This is a genomic window from Vibrio sp. 1180_3, from assembly GCF_029478545.1.
Taxonomy (GTDB): Bacteria; Pseudomonadota; Gammaproteobacteria; order Enterobacterales; family Vibrionaceae; genus Vibrio; species Vibrio aestuarianus.
Window position 1 is genome coordinate 1 of sequence record NZ_SJFM01000047.1, and the last position, 19,508, is coordinate 19,508.

Annotated in this window: 15 protein-coding genes and 4 pseudogenes; 14 read left to right on the forward strand and 5 right to left on the reverse strand. The window is 45.1% G+C overall.

Translation table 11 applies throughout. The annotated features are described in order from the left end of the window. A partial coding sequence (locus tag EYW48_RS18920) for an integrase core domain-containing protein (protein WP_277432862.1) occupies positions 1 to 281 on the forward strand: 281 nt, incomplete at its 5' end. 36 nt (positions 282 to 317) lie between these two features. Continuing rightward, positions 318 to 534 (forward strand): annotated as a pseudogene (locus EYW48_RS18925) (hypothetical protein). A gap of 167 nt (positions 535 to 701) precedes the next feature. Here EYW48_RS18925 and EYW48_RS18930 read toward each other — a convergent pair. Continuing rightward, a complete protein-coding gene (locus EYW48_RS18930) occupies positions 702 to 1,664 on the reverse strand; it encodes an aldose 1-epimerase (RefSeq protein ID WP_274680545.1) in 963 nt (320 codons plus the stop codon). Between the two features lie 214 nt (positions 1,665 to 1,878). Here EYW48_RS18930 and EYW48_RS18935 point away from each other — a divergent pair, with 214 nt between their 5' ends. Then, positions 1,879 to 3,159 carry an ROK family transcriptional regulator gene (locus EYW48_RS18935; RefSeq protein WP_274680544.1) on the forward strand — a complete coding sequence of 427 codons (1,281 nt, stop codon included), beginning with the start codon at positions 1,879 to 1,881 and terminating at the stop codon, positions 3,157 to 3,159. 48 nt (positions 3,160 to 3,207) lie between these two features. On the opposite strand, the gene EYW48_RS18940 is transcribed toward EYW48_RS18935, so the two are convergent. Together EYW48_RS18940 and EYW48_RS18945 are read right to left on the reverse strand one after the other, a co-directional pair. Further along, a complete protein-coding gene (locus EYW48_RS18940; protein ID WP_274680543.1) occupies positions 3,208 to 4,635 on the reverse strand; it encodes a sugar porter family MFS transporter in 1,428 nt (475 codons plus the stop codon). Positions 4,636 to 4,721: 86 nt separating this feature from the next. Further along, positions 4,722 to 8,150 (reverse strand): DUF5107 domain-containing protein, encoded by a 3,429-nt coding sequence (locus EYW48_RS18945; protein WP_274680542.1) that lies wholly within the window; start codon positions 8,148 to 8,150, stop codon positions 4,722 to 4,724. Positions 8,151 to 8,266: 116 nt separating this feature from the next. Between EYW48_RS18945 and EYW48_RS18950 the strand changes: the two are divergent. The 11 genes and pseudogenes from EYW48_RS18950 to EYW48_RS19000 all read left to right on the forward strand — a co-directional run. Beyond that, positions 8,267 to 9,145 (forward strand): annotated as a pseudogene (locus EYW48_RS18950) (group II intron maturase-specific domain-containing protein); the annotation flags it as partial. 705 nt (positions 9,146 to 9,850) lie between these two features. Beyond that, positions 9,851 to 10,618 carry a transcriptional repressor AgaR gene (gene agaR, locus EYW48_RS18955; protein ID WP_274680541.1) on the forward strand — a complete coding sequence of 256 codons (768 nt, stop codon included), beginning with the start codon at positions 9,851 to 9,853 and terminating at the stop codon, positions 10,616 to 10,618. Between the two features lie 423 nt (positions 10,619 to 11,041). Next, positions 11,042 to 11,818: a transcriptional repressor AgaR gene (gene agaR / locus EYW48_RS18960; RefSeq protein WP_274680540.1), complete on the forward strand. Its 777-nt coding sequence runs from the start codon at positions 11,042 to 11,044 to the stop codon at positions 11,816 to 11,818. Between the two features lie 8 nt (positions 11,819 to 11,826). Further along, positions 11,827 to 13,134, forward strand: a complete 1,308-nt coding sequence (locus tag EYW48_RS18965) for a D-tagatose-bisphosphate aldolase, class II, non-catalytic subunit (protein ID WP_274680539.1) — start codon at positions 11,827 to 11,829, stop codon at positions 13,132 to 13,134. Next, positions 13,134 to 14,291: an SIS domain-containing protein gene (locus EYW48_RS18970; protein ID WP_277432863.1), complete on the forward strand. Its 1,158-nt coding sequence runs from the start codon at positions 13,134 to 13,136 to the stop codon at positions 14,289 to 14,291. The genes EYW48_RS18965 and EYW48_RS18970 overlap by 1 nt, the downstream gene beginning before the upstream one ends. A 22-nt stretch (positions 14,292 to 14,313) precedes the next feature. Next, on the forward strand, positions 14,314 to 14,787 hold the full coding sequence (agaV, locus tag EYW48_RS18975) for a PTS N-acetylgalactosamine transporter subunit IIB (RefSeq protein WP_274680537.1): 474 nt from the start codon (positions 14,314 to 14,316) through the stop codon (positions 14,785 to 14,787). Positions 14,788 to 14,804: 17 nt separating this feature from the next. Next, complete coding sequence (agaW, locus tag EYW48_RS18980; protein ID WP_274680536.1) at positions 14,805 to 15,581, forward strand: PTS N-acetylgalactosamine transporter subunit IIC; 777 nt, start codon at positions 14,805 to 14,807, stop codon at positions 15,579 to 15,581. Continuing rightward, positions 15,571 to 16,455: a PTS N-acetylgalactosamine transporter subunit IID gene (gene agaE, locus EYW48_RS18985; RefSeq protein ID WP_274680550.1), complete on the forward strand. Its 885-nt coding sequence runs from the start codon at positions 15,571 to 15,573 to the stop codon at positions 16,453 to 16,455. Before agaW ends, agaE begins: the two co-directional genes overlap by 11 nt. A gap of 58 nt (positions 16,456 to 16,513) precedes the next feature. Then, complete coding sequence (gene agaF / locus EYW48_RS18990) at positions 16,514 to 16,954, forward strand: PTS galactosamine/N-acetylgalactosamine transporter subunit IIA (RefSeq protein WP_274680535.1); 441 nt, start codon at positions 16,514 to 16,516, stop codon at positions 16,952 to 16,954. Continuing rightward, the gene (gene nagA / locus EYW48_RS18995; RefSeq protein WP_274680534.1) at positions 16,944 to 18,152 is read left to right on the forward strand and encodes an N-acetylglucosamine-6-phosphate deacetylase; all 1,209 of its coding nucleotides are present in this window, start codon (positions 16,944 to 16,946) and stop codon (positions 18,150 to 18,152) included. The genes agaF and nagA overlap by 11 nt, the downstream gene beginning before the upstream one ends. Further along, positions 18,143 to 18,997 carry a tagatose bisphosphate family class II aldolase gene (locus tag EYW48_RS19000; RefSeq protein WP_172533011.1) on the forward strand — a complete coding sequence of 285 codons (855 nt, stop codon included), beginning with the start codon at positions 18,143 to 18,145 and terminating at the stop codon, positions 18,995 to 18,997. Before nagA ends, EYW48_RS19000 begins: the two co-directional genes overlap by 10 nt. A 281-nt stretch (positions 18,998 to 19,278) precedes the next feature. On the opposite strand, the pseudogene EYW48_RS19005 reads toward EYW48_RS19000, so the two are convergent. Beyond that, positions 19,279 to 19,374, reverse strand: a pseudogene (locus EYW48_RS19005) (RNase H family protein); the annotation flags it as partial. Positions 19,375 to 19,396: 22 nt separating this feature from the next. Then, a pseudogene (locus EYW48_RS19010) lies at positions 19,397 to 19,508 on the reverse strand (IS982 family transposase); the annotation flags it as partial.

Sequence of the window (19,508 nt, forward strand, 5' to 3'; positions counted from 1 at the left end):
ACCGTCAATTGCTGTGGCGTTTTCAAATAAAACAGAGTTTATCTCGCCGAGGAAATTGTTGGGATAATGCGCCGATGGAGCGCTTCTTTAGAAGTCTGAAAACGGAATGGGTGCCAACTGTGGGTTATCGTAGCTTCGCTGAGGCTCAACGAGAGGTTACCCGTTACATTATCGGATATTACTGCCAACTCAGACCACATCAGTATAACGGTGGTTTAACTCCCAATGAATCAGAACGATTATATTGGGAAAACTCTCAAACCGTGGCCAATTTTAGTTGACCACTACAACACCAATCAGGAGCAACTATGAAGAACATCACGACAAACACCCTTATATTACTTACAACCTTAGTATCACCTTCAAGGTGGTGGATCGCTTGGAGGTAATCCATCGGTAGAAACGGGAGCGGTCAACGTAAGTGTAGGTATATGCACTCAATACAAAATGGATGTGAAAGCGGCGCAAGAGACAGACAAAGACGCATTTACTATCACCGTTCCTGATGGTTGTGAAACTATCAAAGAAAAGTAGTGCTATCAACAACGGTAAAAATGACAATGGGAAGCGTTATTGCTCCCCATTCTTTTTTTGCTTCTGTACATAAAAACACTTGTATCTTATAGGCGGCACTCGTTACCTTGTACCTATAAATTAATGACATAAAAGATGTATTTAAGTAGCCATCTAATTGAATTTTATCAAGCATTAGAATTAAGCCTATATAAACTACTATCAATTTTGATGGTCATAGTGAGCTCCATACTTTGATGCATTTCAAGTATGGTAAGTCCCAAGCTTTCATGAATTGAATTACCGTGAGAAGAGGATAATGACGATAAACAAGCATGTGCATTGACCGCTTGACTTTGAGGCTCTAAACACAGAAAACTTGCTTGCCCTACAGGCTTATACAGTTGTAGGTAATTACACGGGCTGATAAGCGTTACCAATAAGCCGTTACCGTGTTTTAATGTGGCTTTTACTCCTGATTTATCCAGACGGTAACCATTATTAAGCCATATTTTTGGAATAGGCTTCGCTCGTTCAAAACTGTATAGGGGAGGGATAACGCTTGTATAGTCTATTGGTAGATAAGTCGCATCTTCTCGCCACCACCCAAGCGCAGGGAATTGCACACGCGTATCCGGTAAGCAATGAAAGAAAGGGTGGAAACCCGCCCCGAATGGAAAGGCTTCCTCGCTAAGATTGGTCACTGTCATGGTTACAATCAGGCTGTCTTGTTCAAGCTGAAAACGCTGCTTGGCTTGGTAGTGACACACGCCTTTAATGTCTGACGTCATCGCTAATTCTAGCCATAACTCTTGTTGGTTCTGTCGACACAGTTGCCAATGGGTTAACCAACCATCACCGTGTAAAAAGAAATCGGGATCTATTTGTGAATGAATAGGCAATGTTATTTGATGTCCTAGCCATTCAAAGCTATTACCTCTAATGCGGTTCACCATGGGCACCATAGGGAACATGCTGGCTTCTCCCGCATTATTTTCACTCAGCTTTGTTCGTGGTCTCAGAATATTGAAAGCATGTTCTTCACCTTGATTGCATTTATTGTTATGCGTGTATTGGAAGGCATCAATAACCCCACCCAACTCATTAATTATCAGTTTTAATGTGTCATTTTCGAGTGTGTGAATTGCCATAAATTAACCCTTCTACCGTTGTGATACCATGCTACTTGCTAATTAACCTGCAACCGGCTTAGAAGCGACTGTAAGTGGGTGATGGTTCGTTAAGTGATAGCGAGGTCACAGGAATTACTAAACACTTATTACTAAACGCTGATTCCTAAAGGTGCTTATTAATAGGGTTAATCATGCGGCCAATTGAGCGACTTTGATTAGGTGGTGACAAACAATGATGACCAATACCTTAGGGTTCAATGGCCATAAGGGCCTTAACAACCAACAGGTGCGACAATATAACTGCCGTATCATCATGGAGTTGCTGTATAAAAACAAAGGGATGACCAAGTCACAACTAGCGCAGGCAACGCAGTTAAGCATTCCAGCAATCACCAAGATCATTGATGCATTAATCGATCAAGGTCGCGTTGAAAATACCGTGTCGCCAGACGTAAGCAAGGGCAACTTTAAAGGCTTGTACAATGTATCGCGCCATCGCCCCGATACCATTTGCCTTAACGTGTCCCCGACTCGTATTCAGGCCATCATGGTCGATAATGAAATGACCCCTTGCTCTGTGTTCATCAATCAAGCCATCGCCCCTGCTACGCCAGAGGCACTCATCGACGATATAGTTACTGTGATTGTTGCTTGTCGCCAAATAAACCGCACCACACCTTATCGGTTATCGATTGCAGTACATGGGCAAGTGGATACTCATGTTGGATCGTCAATGCGAATGCCACAAGCCCCATGGACACAATCCATAGAGCTTAAATACATTCTCGAACAACGCTTACGTGTTGATGTGCTAGTTGATAATGATTGTGTAATGATGGCATTAGCAGAAAAATGGTTAGGTGGCCACAGCAGGCAAGATTTCTGTGCACTGAATATCGATTACGGGATCGGATCTTCGTTCCTGATCAACAATAATATCTACCGCGGAAAAATGTTTGGTAGTGGACAAATCGGTCACACTAAAGTCGCAAATAACGGCATTATTTGCGGTTGTGGCCGAGAAGGGTGTTTAGAGACCGAAGCCAGTTCAAAAGCCTTGTGCGAGCGCTACTCTCAACAATCTGCGTTACACAGTCAAAGTAAGGCGGATCATAAGAGTGAGATTACACACTACCTGCAAACACTTGAGGCAATGATAGAAAAAGAACAAGCTCTCACGTTTGATGATTTTGTTCTGCGCTACCAACAAAACGATCCTATCGCATTAGATGTCGCTAAACGCGCCGCAATAGTGCTTGGTCAAGCTTTGTATAATTTTCTGATCACCCTAAACATCAATAAAATCATTCTGTACGGCAACACTTGTGCCTTGGGTCAACCTTGGTTGAATACGATCACAGATCAAACACTCACGAATCCGTTTGAAGATAAGAATGCCCGCCGCCAAGATCAAACACTGGTGTCGTTTGGTCAGCTAAGCCAAATAGAACGAGTGATGGGCATGAGCTATTTATGGGTTGAACAGGAGCTAGATAGTTTGTTTCACGCATAAAAAAGATCACCTAACGGTGATCTTTTTAGTTATGGTTATTTGTATTGGTTATGCTTTTATTTCTTTGCCTAAATTAGCGGATTGAGCCACCAACTCTTTCTCTAACTCTTCTAATGAACGACCTTTGGTTTCTGGCACGTGGCGATAGATGAAAACAAAGCCACAAGCACAAATAACACCGTAAAGTAAGAAAGAACCCGATGCGCCTAGCCCTGCGTTAAGCAATGGGAAGGTATATGTGAGTGCGAAACACGCCACCCATAGTGCAAGCGTGCTAACCGACATGGCTGTACCACGTACTTTGTTCGGGAAGATTTCAGATAACAAAACCCACGTCACTGGCGCTAAAGTCAGTGCGTAGATAGAAATAGCCACCAGCACCAATAACAACACAGGAAGCCCTAACATGCCAAATGCATAAGCCGCAGACATTAAGCCGTAAATAATGGTTAGGCCAAATGATCCGACAATCATTAATTTACGACGGCCGATTTTATCAACAAACGGAATCGCCAAAATCGTAAAGACTAGGTTGATTAATCCCGTGGCTACAATCGATTTCAAGGTGTCGTTAATGTCAAACCCAGCGGAAGCAAAAATCTCTTGGGCGTAGTTGAAAATCACATTGATCCCACACCACTGTTGGAACGCTGCCAACACCACACCAATGATTAAAATAGGTTTTACATCTGGCTTTAACAACGCACTAAAAGGTAGCGAACGGGTTTCAGCTGACAGTGTACTTTCAATTTCTGCCACGGTGCGGCTAGCATAGCTTTCACTACCAATACGACGTAATGTGCCTTTGGCTTTTTTTGCCATTCCCATTTTCACTAACCAACGTGGCGATTCAGGCACCACAAACATCAAAAGTAAAAACGCGAGTGCTGGTACCAATTCTGCACCAAACATATAACGCCAACCCATTTGACCATTCCATGATTGTAAAATGTCAGCTTGTGCTGCGCCAGTTGCCACAGGTTCTGCAATCACCAAGTTAATGATTTGCGCCGCTAATACCCCAATAACAATGGTTAGCTGGTTAATCGCCACAAACTTACCACGTTTTTCCGCAGGTGCAATTTCGGCGATATACATAGGTGATAACGCTGAGGCTAAACCTATCCCTATCCCGCCAATAATACGAAAGACAATAAATGCATTAAAACTGCCTGCCATTGCGGTGCCCCAAGCAGAAATCACAAACAAGAGTGCCGCTAAGATCAAAGGACGTTTACGCCCGTATTTGTCAGAGACAGTACCTGCGATGAACGCCCCTGCCATACAACCCAATAACGCTGAACTCATTGCCCAACCAGACAACGACGCACTAGTAATATTAAAATAGGCTTCATAGAAGGGCTTTGCCCCACCAATAACCACCCAGTCGTAACCAAATAACAACCCACCGCAGGCAGCAACTAGGCTGATGAGCCAGATATTTCTCATGTTAAGTTGATCGCTTGTCTTACTCATAATCAATCCTTGTAGAGGTACACGTTTATTCAAGTTATTGTTTTGTGGTCACCTCAGGCGATAGATCACCTGAGGTGACCTATCCATTACATTTGACCGTAACGGCCAAAGGCGTAGCGATGTTGCGCGACTTCTTTAAATAAGTTCGCTTTAGTATGTGCTGGCGATTGGGTTAACAATGCCTGCAAGGTGTGTTCAAACGTTAATTGTTTATCTGTATCGTGTTCTTCTGCGCTGTACGCAATATGATTGCCCTGCTCGGTTATCAACGCCAACCCTAGCTGCCCCATTGTTTTTACGAATAAGCAATGCTGTTGATGCTCGGCCTGTAAATCACCGTCAAACACAATCAAAGCAGGCAGTGATACCGCGAAGAAGTCCGTCTCAACGGGTGTGTCAGCTTCCGCTTCAGCCCACGCCACCATATTTTCATATAATGAAACCGCTTTTTCAGTATCACCCAACTGATACAGTGCTGCGGCTTGATAGAACAAGTAATCAGCAGGTTGGTCGTTATAATAACGGCTTTGCCCTATTTCTTGTTTACCCTGTGTAGCACACTTGAAATGTTGAGCAGCCAGTTGATGTTGATCTAGCTTTTGGTAGCAATAACCTAGGTAGTAATACAGATCGTTATCGGTTTGCCCAACTAAACGCCCTTCACCCAAGTTATGTGGGTAATGCAGCGCACCTTGTAAACATTCAATTGCCTCGGTATACGCATGTTGGTTTATTAAGCCAAGAGCGGTGCGTAATTTGTTCACGACAAACTGACCAGTAATGCGTCCTTCTCCTCCTTCCCACGGGTGAAATTGCCTTGTAGCTAAACACTCAGCAGCCTGCTCTAACTGCCCTGTGATATTGTATAAGTTGAGCATTTCTGCGGTTAAATCATCCCGTCTGGCAACTACCTCTAAGTGCGATTGCAAAAGCTCTAATCGCGTTGTTGGCTCGGTCGCTACAGCTTGATGAAGGAAATCTAACTCGTACAAAATACGAGCATCGTCAGGCGAAAGTGCAAACGCACGCGACATCAAATCAATCGCTTTCTGTGAATCTTTGCATTTGTTGTATGCATAAACCGACAAGTTACGTAATACCGGCGCATAGTCAGGATTTAGGCATAAGACCTTTTCCCAGTGGTGTACGGCGCGAGAATAATTACGCTTGGCGTAAAAGAAGCAACCCAACAAATACTGAGTAAAGTAATGATTGGGGAAGGCATCCAGCACACTAATTTCTGTCAAGGTATTGGGGAATAACACGTTATCAGCGAAGGTTTCTGCCGCCGAGTCTAACCAAGTTGTGACACTTGTTTTAACGTCAGTTTTTAGATCAGAGTCGGCGCTAGTGTGCTCATCAGATAAATAAGCTTGGTAAATATAAGTCATCGCTCCTTGGCTATCACTCTGAGCTAATACGACTTTTGCACTATTTGTTGCACCGATCGATAAATAGAAATTCACCAGATGGATCGCATTGGCTTCACGCCCGTTCATTAAATGCTTGAATGACGCTAAATCGGAGGTTGATTGACTGAGTTGGTATTGCTCGAAAGCCAACCCATACCCCAGCGGCTGAATCACTTTTTGTGCTTTAATAAAAGCAGCCGCTTCGCTGGCACGGTTCAGCGTGATCAGCAAGTGTGCTTTCAGTGTCGCTGCTTGATAATGCATGCCGTTAAGCTGTAAAGCTCGGTTCGTATAATCCAGCGCTTCCCCCCAACGAGATTGCTTGGTCGCAATACGGGCGGCGGCGAAAAATCCAGTATCACGGCAGTTCGCACTCCATGTAGCCTTAAAAACATCGCTAAAGGCCTGATCTAAAAAGCCTAATTTCTCATTTGCACAACCACGCAAGTAGCTAGCTTTGCCGCACAGCGGGTTCTTATTGAGCTGATGAGCTCGTGCCAATGCAGCACTGGTGTAGGCAAGTGTTGCGGGGTAATCGGCACCTTCATACGCCAGTGATGCCATTGCCACATTGGTTTGGTAATGGTTCGGATCGCGCTTTAACGCCTCCTGGTAATAATCAACTGGGCTTCGCGTTGCATGATGGTATTGCTGAAGGTGCTGGCCGATGAAATACAAGGCTTCGACACTGTCAACGTCAGCGGGTAATGCAGGTGACGTGGCGGGATCTGGTGTTATTTCATCTGCCGAAGCGACATGTTCACTATAAGACAGTGTGCTGAAACCATCTGCAGAAGTGACCGTCATGGTTAAGCGGTTAGTTGTTGTGAGTTCGATCTGACCGACAAGACTGACACATTGACCATCAAGTAAGCACGTCCCTTGGCGAGTATCACCCGGCATCATGGTTAATGACGTTTCGTACACTGTATTCTTGCCGTCTGAAATCACCATAGTGTAATCAGTGATTTCCGCAATGGCATAAACTGCCCACTCTAGTTTGCCATTTGAGCGTTCAAGTTTTATCGCCACGTCAGTATTGGCGTTATGCACATTACCAAGATAACTGTATGGCAAGAAGTGTTGAACAAACACCTTCTCTTCATGACTATCGATCCATGTAAAGTCGGGTTGGTTGTCGGTAAACACACCTGTCATTAATTCAATGTAAGGGCCATTGGTATCGGTGAGTTGACGATCCCATGCAATACCGAAGTCGCAGTTACCCCAGGTCCATTGTTTTTTACCCGGAGAGACATGGTGATTGGCAACATGAAGCAAACCGCCCTGTTCGTTGTGGCTGTATGCGCCCACAAAGTCGTAAGCCGATTTATCTGCCATGTAAGACGTCGGTACAGGCAGATTTTTATAACGCGAAATATCGGTACCAGGCGAGTAATCTACCTTGTAATATTCGCCCGTAGCGATTGGGAAATTTGAGACATCGCGCTTACCGTGATCGTATACCGCGGTGACATCAGGCGGGAAGATACTTTGATGATCGTCACCACCTTTAACTGCGGGATTCGACCACCATAAGAATTGACGGGGCGTTTCATTACCGTTGTAGACTTTACCCGTGATCTCAATCAGGGCTTTGTTTGGGTAAACCTTAAAGCCCGCCATGATTTGCAAACCGTACATGTGCTCAACTTCGCCCATCCACACTGTCACAGCGCCATCATCATCATGATCAATGGTGAAATCATTCGACATAAAGGTCGTCGGGCGGTGATGTTGCGGCCAGTTAAATTCGATACCACCAGAAATCCACGGCCCTAATAAACCAACCAGAGCGGGTTTAACCACTTCGTTGTAGTACACAAAATCACGGCCTTTTACCTTGTCATACGCACGGTGAATGCGCCCACCAAGTTCAGGCAGTAGCATGACTTTGATATAATCATTTTCGATATATACCGCTTGATAACTTTGATCGACTTTTTGATCCGTAATGCTATCAATTACACCGTAAGGATAAACGGAACCCGATGAACCTTGATAAACACGGTTCTCTAAAAACAGCGGATTGGGATCCACCTTGCCCGTTGGGTAAGTAGGAAGAACAACCTGTTCAACCCAAGCTTTTGCATTAGTACTCATGACTTATAACCACCTATAAGCTGTTATGATTAAGTTATAAGCAGTGTAAGGGATGTTTTATTAGCTGAATGTATGAAGCAATCACGGGCTTTACTAAACAGTGTTTAGTTGTAAATGTGGACAACATTGCTGTAGATAAACGTATGTTGGAACAATGGTTAAAGTCTGGTTTTATGGACAAAGGGTTGTTCTATCGCACTGACGAGGGAACACCACAAGGTGGGGTCATATCTCCGACCTTGATGCTTATGACTCTTGCAGGGCTTGAGCAACGCATAAAGTCTACTGCACTAAAAAAGGGTGCTAGAGCCAACTTTATTGGATACGCCGACGATTTCGTCGTCACCTGTGCTTCAAAGGAAGTGCTGGAGAACGATATTAAACCGTTGATTGCTGATTTCTTAGCAGAAAGAGGCTTAACACTCTCCGAAGAGAAAACGCACATTACCCATATCAGCCGTGGTTTTGACTTCTTAGGCTTTAATCATAGGAAGTACAAAGGGAAATTGCTCATTAAACCGAGCAAATCCAACACACTGCTGTTCTTGAGTAACTTGCGTGAACTCATCAAAAAGCACGCAACCATCCCCGTTAACGATTTAATCAAGTTGATAAATCTGAAACTCAGGGGCTGGTCGAATTACTATCGAAACTGCGTGGCTAAACAGGTATTAGGATATGTAGGTCACAAGCTATTCCATACGTTATGGCACTGGGCTAAAAGGCATCATCCAACAAAATCCAGAACTTGGATCGCTCTTAAATACTTCATCAACCGTCAAGGTCAATGGCAATTTCACGGTTGGCAGAAGATCATGAATATGGATTGCCAATTCAATCTGTTTCAAAATAGCCAAAGTGCTTATAGAGAGACACGTGAAAATCCGAAGTGCGGCAACACCATTTGCCCCTCAATACCGAGATTACTTGGCAAAGAGAAAGTCCAAAAGGCAAGCTCGCACTCTTGGCACGTTCCTGCTCTAATTGCTTTCTAAGTTGCTGGGTATCATACGATGCCTTTGTGGAGGCTTGAGCCGTATGCAGTGAAAGTTGCACGTACGGTTCTTAGGGGGACGACACTTATCAGTCGGAGTTAAACTCTCATACAAAATCGGTAGCATAATATTTATTTAAACGTAACGCTGGCTCCCCCATTGTTAGATCGCATAAATATTCAAAAAAGCAAGATTCACATAGTATCCTCGTCATTACTCATACCAACCGTCAGCTATCACTTCAGCTTACTCAAGTACAAGCGTGATTGTCGATGAACAAAGTTATGTCAATCATCATCGCCAAATTCACCTACTGAGGACTAGTTTTCAATCAAAGAGCAGTAAAACACCACCTTATTTACAAAAAAGGTTGGTGAGCTTAATAAACTGCACTGCATTTCCTTCGCTCACTAGATTCGCTCTTCAATGTTAAGATCGGAAGCAAGATTGACACCTCGGTGTCGAGATTGACGATGTCTTAAGGATTTCAGAGAATGGCGAGACGTGAGGAACCATTATTCAATACCCTGAATACGAAAACCACTTTGGTTGGGATTGAGTTAAAGATGAATGCATTGAGACAAACGAAGAGTCTAATTACCTATCTTAGAGGGACACTGCGTTACACAATGAATTAAGGCACTTGTTTCGGCCCTCTGCAGAAATTAGTTAGAGTAAAATGTTTACTTGTCGGAGTATTTCCCTATGACCACCACAGCCCAAAGACGTGAAGAGATCCTTCACTACATTCAAAATCACCAAAAAGGCGAAGTTAACCATTTTTCTGAACTTTATAATGTTTCAGAGGTTACGATTCGCAATGATCTCAATTATCTTGAGAAACAAGGCTGTGTAAAAAGATGTTATGGGGGTGCGCTGCTAAATAATCAGTTTGCTTTTGAGCGTCCATTGAATGATAAGAAGCAGCTCAACAGTAGTATCAAAGCTAAGCTCGGGGAATACGCTGCATCTCTTATTGCTGATGGCGATAAAGTCATTCTTGACTCAGGCTCGACGACCGAGCAGATTGCTTACCATCTTGACGCTAAGCATGACCTTGTTGTCATGACCAACGGTATCAATATCGCCTATCACCTTGCCAATAAAACTAATGTCACTGTTATGGTGACTGGTGGCACGATGCGTAAAAATTCCTACTCAGTTCATGGTGTCGGTGGAGAAGACTTAGTCACTAGCTATCGGTTCAATAAGGTGTTCTTGGGAGTCGATGGGTTTGATAGATCGGCAGGAATTACGACACCTCATCAAGGTGAGGCTGATATTAACCGAAAAATGTTAGAGGCTGCTCAAACCGTCATTGCGGTAACAGATTCGTCGAAGTTTGACCGTCAAAGCTTTTGTCTGATTGCTCGTCCAGAACAACTGAACATATTAATTACTGATAGCGGTATCCATCAAAGCTATGTCGACCACCTTACAGCATTGGGTGTTGATGTTCGAATCGTCGCATAATCTCACTCCTTAGTATTCCTTTATAAATCCATTTTAGTGCTTATAACGTGATTTTTTGAACCAGCCAAGCTCCGGCTGATTTAGCTGTTATTACGCTATAAAAATTCACTGATGTTCCAGTTTGTGATCTCAAACAGGTTGTATTTCGAAACCTAATCAATTGGGCGGATTCATTCATTCTTTCAGCTTTAAAATAGTAAAAGTCAGCTTTTATGGTACTTACAAAGTACAAATTTAGGCAAAAAGTGAAAGCCTAGCCTTTCACTTTCTGTCAAGTGAAAGGTTTTTTGAGTCCAAACCGAAAGAAAACTGACTGTGATCTAGCTTTCACTTTTACTTCATCTGTCCTGCTTTAATACTAATCAAAAGAAAATCGAAACATTTCACACACCAAGTGAAACGTAACGAAAGAGGGTTTGGTAAATGACCAGTGCAGAACGAAGACAAAAAATATTGGCATATATATGCAGCCATGGCTCAGGAAAAGTAGACGAGTTTGTAGAACAGTACAATGTATCTGCCGTAACTATTCGCCATGACCTGAATTTGCTCGAGAAAGAAGGCTGTGTATTCCGTTGTTATGGCGGAGCTACGCTCAATCCTAACTTTGCCTTCGATCAGCCATTGTACCGAAAAGACCAAATGAACCGAAGTGCTAAGCAGTTAATTGCTCGCTCAGCTGCAGGTCTTATTTATGATGGCGAAGCGGTTATTTTAGATTCTGGAACCACGATAGGTCTAATGCCACAGTATTTGGCGAACAAGCAACAATTGGTTGTGATGACCAATGCACTCAATACTGCGTATCAACTTAGTCAATTCGAAAACATCGACCTTCATGTTGTCGGTGGAAGCCTTCGTCGAGCGTCTTGCTCATTGATTGGAAATCATGGAGAGCAACAAATCCGTTCTTACCTTTTTGACAAGCTGTTTCTGGGTGTGGACGGATTTGATCTACAGGCTGGCGTGACTACACCGGACACTCAAGAAGCACAAGTCAACCGAGCTATGTGCGAAGTCGCTCGCCAAGTTATTGCGGTTACGGACTCAAGCAAATTTGGCCGCAAAAGCTTTTGCATGATCCGCGCAGCAAACCAAATTGATGTATTGGTAACCGATAGCAATATTCCCCATGCAACGCACCGAACGCTTATTGAGATGGGTGTTGAAGTGATTATTGCCGATCAAACAATTAACTAGGAATAAAAATGAAAGCGTTACTTTCTCTAATTGAACAGCATAAGCAAGGCCAATCAACGGGTATTTACTCTGTTTGCTCAGCGCACCCGCTAGTTCTTGAAGCTGCGATTAAACAAGCGGCACAAGCTCAACAACTGGTGCTAATAGAAGCAACATCTAATCAGGTGAATCAGTTTGGTGGCTATACAGGAATGACACCGCAAGATTTTTCCAGCCATGTGCTCTCTTTAGCTGAACGTCTCAATTTCCCAGCGGATAACGTGGTGTTGGGTGGTGATCACCTTGGCCCAAACTGTTGGCAAAACCTGTCTGCAAGCCAGGCAATGGAATATTCAGCTCAGATGATTTATGACTACATTTGTGCTGGTTTTAAGAAAATTCACCTCGACTGCTCTATGCCATGTGCTGATGACCAGTTGCCTCTTACTGAAGAACTCATGGCAGAGCGTGCCGCACAGCTGTGTGTGGTTGCGGAAAGGGCTTGGAAAAGCGTTGGTGGTGAAGCACCTGTTTATGTAGTCGGAACGGAAGTACCCACTCCGGGCGGCGCGCTTGAATCGTTGCAGGAAGAGTGCATTGAAGTAACTAAGCCTGAGCAAGCGCTTGCGACATTGGATGCTCATCACCAAGCTTTTAGCGACTTAGGCCTTGGCTATGTGTGGCCACGCGTCATTGGTCTTGTGGTGCAACCGGGTGTCGAATTTGACCATCACAACGTGCACCACTACGAGAGTGAAAAAGCCCAATCACTCAGCCGTATGATTGACAGCCAGCCGAACCTCGTTTTCGAAGCACATTCCACTGACTACCAAAACCCGCAGGCTTACCACCAACTTGTGCGTGATCACTTTGCGATTTTAAAAGTTGGCCCAGCTTTAACGTTTGCCCTGCGAGAAGCGTTATATGGACTCGACCGAGCGGAAAAAGAGTGGTTAGGGACGCACCATGCCTCACACCTGCGAGACACCATTGAGCAAGTGATGCGCGAACAACCTAACTACTGGCGTTCACACTACGCCAGCAAAGGCCACCAGCAATTTCTTGATTGTAGCTACAGCTTAAGCGACCGCATTCGCTACTACTGGACTCATCCAGAAGTGAAAGCGGCGCAACAGGCTTTATTTGACAACCTGACTGCCAGTCCGTTGCCAGTCACGATCCTTAGCCAATATCTACCAAATCAGGCTAAGGCCATTTCTCAACAACAAATTGGAAACCATCCCGCTGACATTGTAATTCACAAGATCATGGAAGTGACTGAGGTCTATTCCGCAGCCTGTTATTCCAATGCAGTAGTTTGCAAGGAGACGATGTAATGAACCTATTTCTAAGCTACGAACAGCCATGGTTAGAGCAACATAATGGCATTCATACCGCAAAAGAAATTAGCCACCAGCCGCGTCTATGGCGTGCATTGGCTGATATTTTAGAGCAGCAATATGATGCCGTCAGTGCTTTCTTAAACCCACGACTAGCTCAACCCAATCTGCGCATCATTTTAACAGGTGCGGGCACGTCTGCTTTCGTAGGAGACGCCGCGGTTCCGTTTATTCAGGCTGGATTACGCTTCCAAGTCGAATCGATTCCAACCACGGATATTGTCTCGAATCCAGAACAGTATCTCGATAGCAGCCGACCAACACTATTGGTTTCCTTTGCTCGTTCTGGTAACAGCCCTGAAAGCGTCGCCGCTGTAGCGTTAGTTGACCAGCTTATTCCTGATTGCCACCACCTCTTTTTAACCTGTAATGGCGAAGGCGCATTGGCTCGTTATGCCGAAAGTGCCAATAACGCTTACTGCTTACTGATGCCTGAAGGCTCAAACGATAACAGCTTTGCCATGACGTCAAGCTTCACCTGTATGTTGATGTCGGCATTCACCCTATTTAGCGATCAAACGCCTACACAATGGCGTGAGCGAATCGAAGCCACAGCCCACTTATGTGACAACAAACTGCAACAGTGGCCGCAAGCCATCAAACAAATCGCTCAGCAGCCTTATGATCGTTTAATTGTACTTGGCAGCGGCGGTTTTGCTGGCCTTGCTCGCGAAGCGTCATTGAAATCACTGGAATTGAGCGCTGGCAAAGTGATGACCACCTTTGATTCTTCGCTGGGTTTCCGTCACGGGCCTAAGTTCAGCATCAATGATAACGCGCTGGTGATCCAACTATTTTCTAGCGACGCGTACACCCGTCAGTACGATTTAGACCTGTTCAATGAAATCCGTCGCGACAAACAAACACTGGCTCACATCGCGATGTCAGAAAGCGCACTCAATGAAGAAGATGTCTTTGAACTTGGTCAATTGGGTTTTGGCGATCAATGGCTCTGCTTCCCTTACGTACTGTTCTGTCAAATTTTGGCGTTTGAAAAATCACTCCAGCTGGGTTTTGGCCCTGACAACCCATGTCCGACTGGTGAGGTAAACCGTGTCGTACAAGGCGTCACCATTTACCCATTGAACAACTAACGAATTTTAGAAGGAATTAATCATGCCAAATATCGTATTAAGTCGCATTGATGAGCGTTTAGTTCATGGCCAAGTTGGCGTGCAGTGGGTCGGTTTTGCTGATGCAAATATTGTGGTCGTCGTCAATGACGAAGTGGCTGAAGACACCATTCAACAAAACCTGATGGAAATGGTGCTGGCAGATGGCATTGCCATCCGTTTCTGGAACGTGCAAAAGGCCATCGACACCATCCATAAAGCGTCTGATCGTCAACGAATTCTTCTTGTATGCCGCACACCAAAAGACTTCCGCCAATTGGTCGAAGGTGGCGTACCCATTAGCAATATTAACGTAGGGAACATGCACTACGTAGAAGGGAAAAAACAAATTGCCAAAACGGTTTCAGTCGGAACTGAAGACGTGGCGGAATTTGAAAAACTAAAAGCACTAGGAGTGAAATGCACCATGCAAGGTGTACCCACTGAAAGTGCCACAGACCTCTTTACTCTTATCTAATAATAAGGACACCAACCATGGAAATAGGACTCTTACAGGCGTTGATGCTCGGCATCTTAGCCTTCTTTGCTGGCCTAGATTTATTCAACGGTCTCACTCACTTCCACCGCCCTGTAGTACTTGGGCCGCTTGTTGGTCTAATTTTAGGCGACTTGCAAACCGGTATCTTAGTCGGTGGTACGCTAGAACTGATTTGGATGGGTCTTGCACCGCTTGCAGGCGCTCAGCCACCAAACGTCATCATCGGTACCATCGTCGGTACGGCTTTCGCTATCACCACAAAAGTTGAACCTAATGTCGCGGTTGGTGTCGCGGTACCTTTTGCGGTCGCTGTGCAAATGGGTATCACTCTACTCTTCTCGGCAATGTCAGCGGTCATGTCTAAGTGTGATGAGTACGCGCAAGATGCAGATATCAATGGTATTGAACGCGTTAACTACATGGCATTAGCTGTACTGGGTACTTTCTACTTCTTATGCGCATTCTTACCAGTCTACCTTGGAGCTGAACACGCAGGAAAGATGGTTGAAATCCTACCGAAAGATCTTATCGACGGCTTAGGTGTCGCGGGTGGCATCATGCCTGCCATCGGTTTTGCTGTTCTGATGAAGATCATGATGAAAAATGCCTACATCCCGTACTTCATTCTTGGTTTTGTTGCAGCCGCATGGCTACAACTCCCAATCCTAGCGATTGCTGCTGTTGCAACGGCTATGGCAATCATCGACTTTATGCGCAAAACCGAACCAACACCAGTAACTGCACCAGCTGAGGACTTTGATGATGGAATCTAATGTAAGCAACGAACTCGACCTCCGTAGCCAAAACGCTGATGTGCCACCCGCTCCAGGCGTGGCTCAAGATGAATATGAAAACAAGGAAATTGGCGCAGAGCTAACTAAAGCGGACATTAACCGCATGGCATGGCGCTCACTACTGCTCCAAGCATCTTTCAACTACGAACGTATGCAGGCTTCGGGCTGGCTGTATGGCTTACTCCCTGCACTGAAAAAGATTCACGCTAATAAAGCGGACCTATCTAAGGCAATGCAAGGTCACATGGGCTTCTTCAATACCCACCCATTCTTGGTGACATTCGTTATGGGTATAGTACTGGCGATGGAACGTTCAAAACAGAACATCAACAGTATCCAAAGTACCAAGATTGCGGTTGGTGCACCCATGGGTGGTATCGGTGATGCGATGTTCTGGCTAACCCTACTCCCTATCTGTGGTGGTATCGGTGCTGACCTTGCATTACAAGGCTCAATCATGGGGGCTGTGTTCTTTATCGTACTGTTTAACGTAGTGCACTTTGGTCTTCGTTTTGGTCTGGCACATTACGCCTACCGTATGGGTGTTGCTGCTATCCCAGTGATCAAAGCCAACACAAAGAAGGTCGGTCACGCCGCTTCAATGGTCGGTATGACTGTCATCGGCGCGTTAGTTGCGACCTATGTTCGCCTGTCAACAACAGCGGAAATCACCGCGGGTGACGCGGTGGTAAAACTGCAAGCAGACGTCATCGACAAACTGATGCCCGCATTCTTACCTCTTGTTTACACCCTAGTAATGTACGCCTTGGTTAAGCGAGGCTGGAGTCCACTCAAACTGATTGGCCTGACTGTCGCCCTGGGTGTTGTTGGTCGCTTTATGGGCTTCCTATAACACTTGTATCCACAGAATAAACGGGGCTGAGTAATCAGCCTCAATAAGGGAAATTGAAATGATTGCAGTAATTTTATCTGGTCACGGTGGCTTCGCTTCAGGCCTGGCAAAAGCAGTGTTCCAAGTCATTGGCGAACAGCCTCAGTTTAAGTTTATCGACTTCCCGGAAGAGGCAACCACACCACAGCTTGAAAAAGCGATTCGAGAAGCGATAGAAGAAATAGATTCTGGCGAAGGTATTGTTTTTCTGACTGATTTGCTGGGAGGTACGCCATTTCGTACCGCATCACTTCTGAGTCAGGAAAGAGACGATATTGAAGTGGTAACAGGAACCAATATGCAGATGGCAGCGGAAATGTTACTTGAACGAGATGAACTCAGCCTGGTCGAGTTTCGCAAGCAAGCTGTTGAATGTGGGTATAGAGGAATCACTTCATTGGCTGCGGAAATGGAACAAAGAGCGCTAATCGCGGATACGGTAGAAGAAGATGGAATCTGAACAACACACTAATGTGAAGCGGAGCTATCGTGCTCAGCGGATATTACATGGTGATAACTGGCTTAACGATGCCTTAATTACCGTTAATGTTGACGGAGTTATTGATGTTATTGAGCAATTCAAACCTCAGCAGCATGTAGATTTTATAGATTTGGGCGCCGTGAGTTTGCTTCCTGGCATGATTGACAGTCATGTCCACGGGGCACAGGGCTGCGACGTCATGGATGCCAACCATGATAGTCTAAATACTATGTCACGTTACTTTGCAAGTCTTGGCGTTACAGCCTTTGTTGCTACAACCGTGACAGCGCCAGTGGCAAAGATTCGATGTGCGCTAAAACAAGTTGCGAAAAGTAAGCGGAAGGGCGTTGACGGTGCTGAGCTTCTTGGGGCGTATTTAGAAGGGCCATATTTTACAGAGAAAAATCGTGGCGCACACCCTACAGCATGGTTTCGAGATTTATCAGTTGAAGAGCTTGATGACTGGATTTCTTATAGCGATAACCAGTTACTTAAGGTCGCTCTGGCTCCCGAAAAGACGGGGGCTTTGAAGGCTATCCGCTACCTCAATGAACAAGGCGTGCGAGTGATGCTTGGACACACTGATGCCAGTTACGATCAAGTTCAGAAGGCTCTCGATGCAGGGGCATGTGGCATCGTCCATTGCTACAACGGTATGCGTGGTTTGCATCACCGCGATCCGGGCGTGGTTGGTGCCGGACTTCTTAATCCTAACAGTTATGTAGAGATGATCGCCGACGGCCATCATGTTCACCCTGCGGCTATCGACGTCGCTCACCGTTGCTGTGGCACTCGCATGACATTAATTACCGATGCGATGTGTGCAGCGGGCATGCCAGATGGTGAGTACACCCTCGGCGAATACCAAGTGCAAATGCGAGATGGGGTCGTCACAACAGATTCTGGCAGTCTAGCTGGTAGCACACTGACCTTGCTAACGGCAGTACAAAACATTCAGCGCTGGCTCAACATTCCACTTGAGCAAGCGTGGCTGATGGCGTCTTTGACCCCAGCTGAATCATTAGGCTTACAACATCAATTAGGCACTTTAGAAATGGGTAAACGCGCTTCTATGGTGGCAATTCAATCAGATTTCTCAATTACAAAAACTTGGGTTAACGGACGTCTTGTATTCGAAACTAAACCCGTACCAAGTCAGGAGGCTTTATGTATCTAATATCTTCTCGTGAAATGCTAAAACGTGCTCAACTCGGTGGCTATGCAGTTCCTGCATTCAATATCCATAACTTAGAAACGGTACAGGTTATCGTCGAGACAGCATCAGAGATGGGCTCTCCCGTGATCCTTGCTGGCACACCTGGCACTTACGATTATGCAGGTACCGATTATCTAATTAGTATCTGTAAAGAAGCTGCGCATAAACACTCAATCCCACTCGTTTTGCACCTTGATCACCATGAAGATCTGCAGGATATCCGCACTAAGGTGGATCACGGCATTCGCTCTGTGATGATCGATGGCTCTCATCATGCCTTCGACCAAAACATAGAAATCGTACGTTCCGTAGTTCAATACTGCAACCGCTTTGACGCGAGTGTTGAAGCTGAGCTGGGTCGTTTGGGGGGACAAGAAGATGACCTGATCGTCGATAGTGCCGATGCGCTCATGACAGATCCTGCATCGGCAGCAGAGTTTGTGCGTCGTACTGGGATTGACTCGTTAGCAGTGGCAATTGGGACAGCCCACGGCCTGTACAAAGCAGAACCAAAACTTGATTTTGACCGTCTGGACAAGATCCATTCAGTGGTTGATATTCCGCTTGTTTTACATGGTGCTTCAGGTGTGCCTGATGAGATGGTTCGCCGCTGTATTGGCTTAGGTGTGTGCAAAGTCAACGTTGCAACTGAACTGAAAATCGCCTTCTCAAATGCTGTTAAGCAGCATTTTGCTGAGCATCCGGATGCGAATGATCCGCGGAAATATATCACTCCAGGTAAAGCAGCGATGAAACAAGTCGTGATGGATAAGATTCATATGTGTGGCAGTGAAGGGAAACTTTAACTTTTATGTAATTTGGTAAACTCCCCCTATAACGTGTTTACCTGGGTGCTAGGATTTCTAGCACCCTTTTATTCTTTGGTGTCAGCCAGAGTCCAAGAAAGCATAAACATTATCCCCTTCGTAATAAACTTCAAGGAAACAGTTTGTTAGAAATAACTACTACACGCTATCACCTATCACACTCCTATCGCATCCACCTTCAGTTATATGTTATCTACAAAAACGCAAATAACAGGTAATAGAGACTTGTAGGTATCACCCCTACAAGCCGCATTGTTGTGTTAGTCGATATCGTTTCTCGCTGCATCTACTGCCAGCGTATCCGCTCTTTCATTTCCTTTAATGCCAGAGTGTGCTTTTACCTTTTCAACGTAAACGCTTAATTAACCTGAGATCGGTTTAAGCAATCGCCATGAGCCCCGTCTTTTCGGTACTTGTGATATTTAGAGATGGCTTTTCTGGTTTTAAACAGTAAGCGATGAGTCCGCCAAGCAAGTTCAACATGAAACCA

What these genes read in the sequence shown, in the direction of transcription:
- nagA (WP_274680534.1), top strand. Translation starts at nt 16,944, where the DNA reads ATGGAATCTGAACAACACACTAATGTGAAGCGGAGCTATCGTGCTCAG.
- EYW48_RS19000 (WP_172533011.1), top strand. Translation starts at nt 18,143, where the DNA reads ATGTATCTAATATCTTCTCGTGAAATGCTAAAACGTGCTCAACTCGGT.
- EYW48_RS18935 (WP_274680544.1), top strand. Translation starts at nt 1,879, where the DNA reads ATGATGACCAATACCTTAGGGTTCAATGGCCATAAGGGCCTTAACAAC.
- agaW (WP_274680536.1), top strand. Translation starts at nt 14,805, where the DNA reads ATGGAAATAGGACTCTTACAGGCGTTGATGCTCGGCATCTTAGCCTTC.
- EYW48_RS18945 (WP_274680542.1), bottom strand. Translation starts at nt 8,150, where the DNA reads ATGAGTACTAATGCAAAAGCTTGGGTTGAACAGGTTGTTCTTCCTACT.
- agaR (WP_274680541.1), top strand. Translation starts at nt 9,851, where the DNA reads ATGACCACCACAGCCCAAAGACGTGAAGAGATCCTTCACTACATTCAA.
- agaF (WP_274680535.1), top strand. Translation starts at nt 16,514, where the DNA reads ATGATTGCAGTAATTTTATCTGGTCACGGTGGCTTCGCTTCAGGCCTG.
- EYW48_RS18970 (WP_277432863.1), top strand. Translation starts at nt 13,134, where the DNA reads ATGAACCTATTTCTAAGCTACGAACAGCCATGGTTAGAGCAACATAAT.
- agaE (WP_274680550.1), top strand. Translation starts at nt 15,571, where the DNA reads ATGGAATCTAATGTAAGCAACGAACTCGACCTCCGTAGCCAAAACGCT.
- EYW48_RS18965 (WP_274680539.1), top strand. Translation starts at nt 11,827, where the DNA reads ATGAAAGCGTTACTTTCTCTAATTGAACAGCATAAGCAAGGCCAATCA.
- EYW48_RS18930 (WP_274680545.1), bottom strand. Translation starts at nt 1,664, where the DNA reads ATGGCAATTCACACACTCGAAAATGACACATTAAAACTGATAATTAAT.
- agaV (WP_274680537.1), top strand. Translation starts at nt 14,314, where the DNA reads ATGCCAAATATCGTATTAAGTCGCATTGATGAGCGTTTAGTTCATGGC.
- agaR (WP_274680540.1), top strand. Translation starts at nt 11,042, where the DNA reads ATGACCAGTGCAGAACGAAGACAAAAAATATTGGCATATATATGCAGC.
- EYW48_RS18940 (WP_274680543.1), bottom strand. Translation starts at nt 4,635, where the DNA reads ATGAGTAAGACAAGCGATCAACTTAACATGAGAAATATCTGGCTCATC.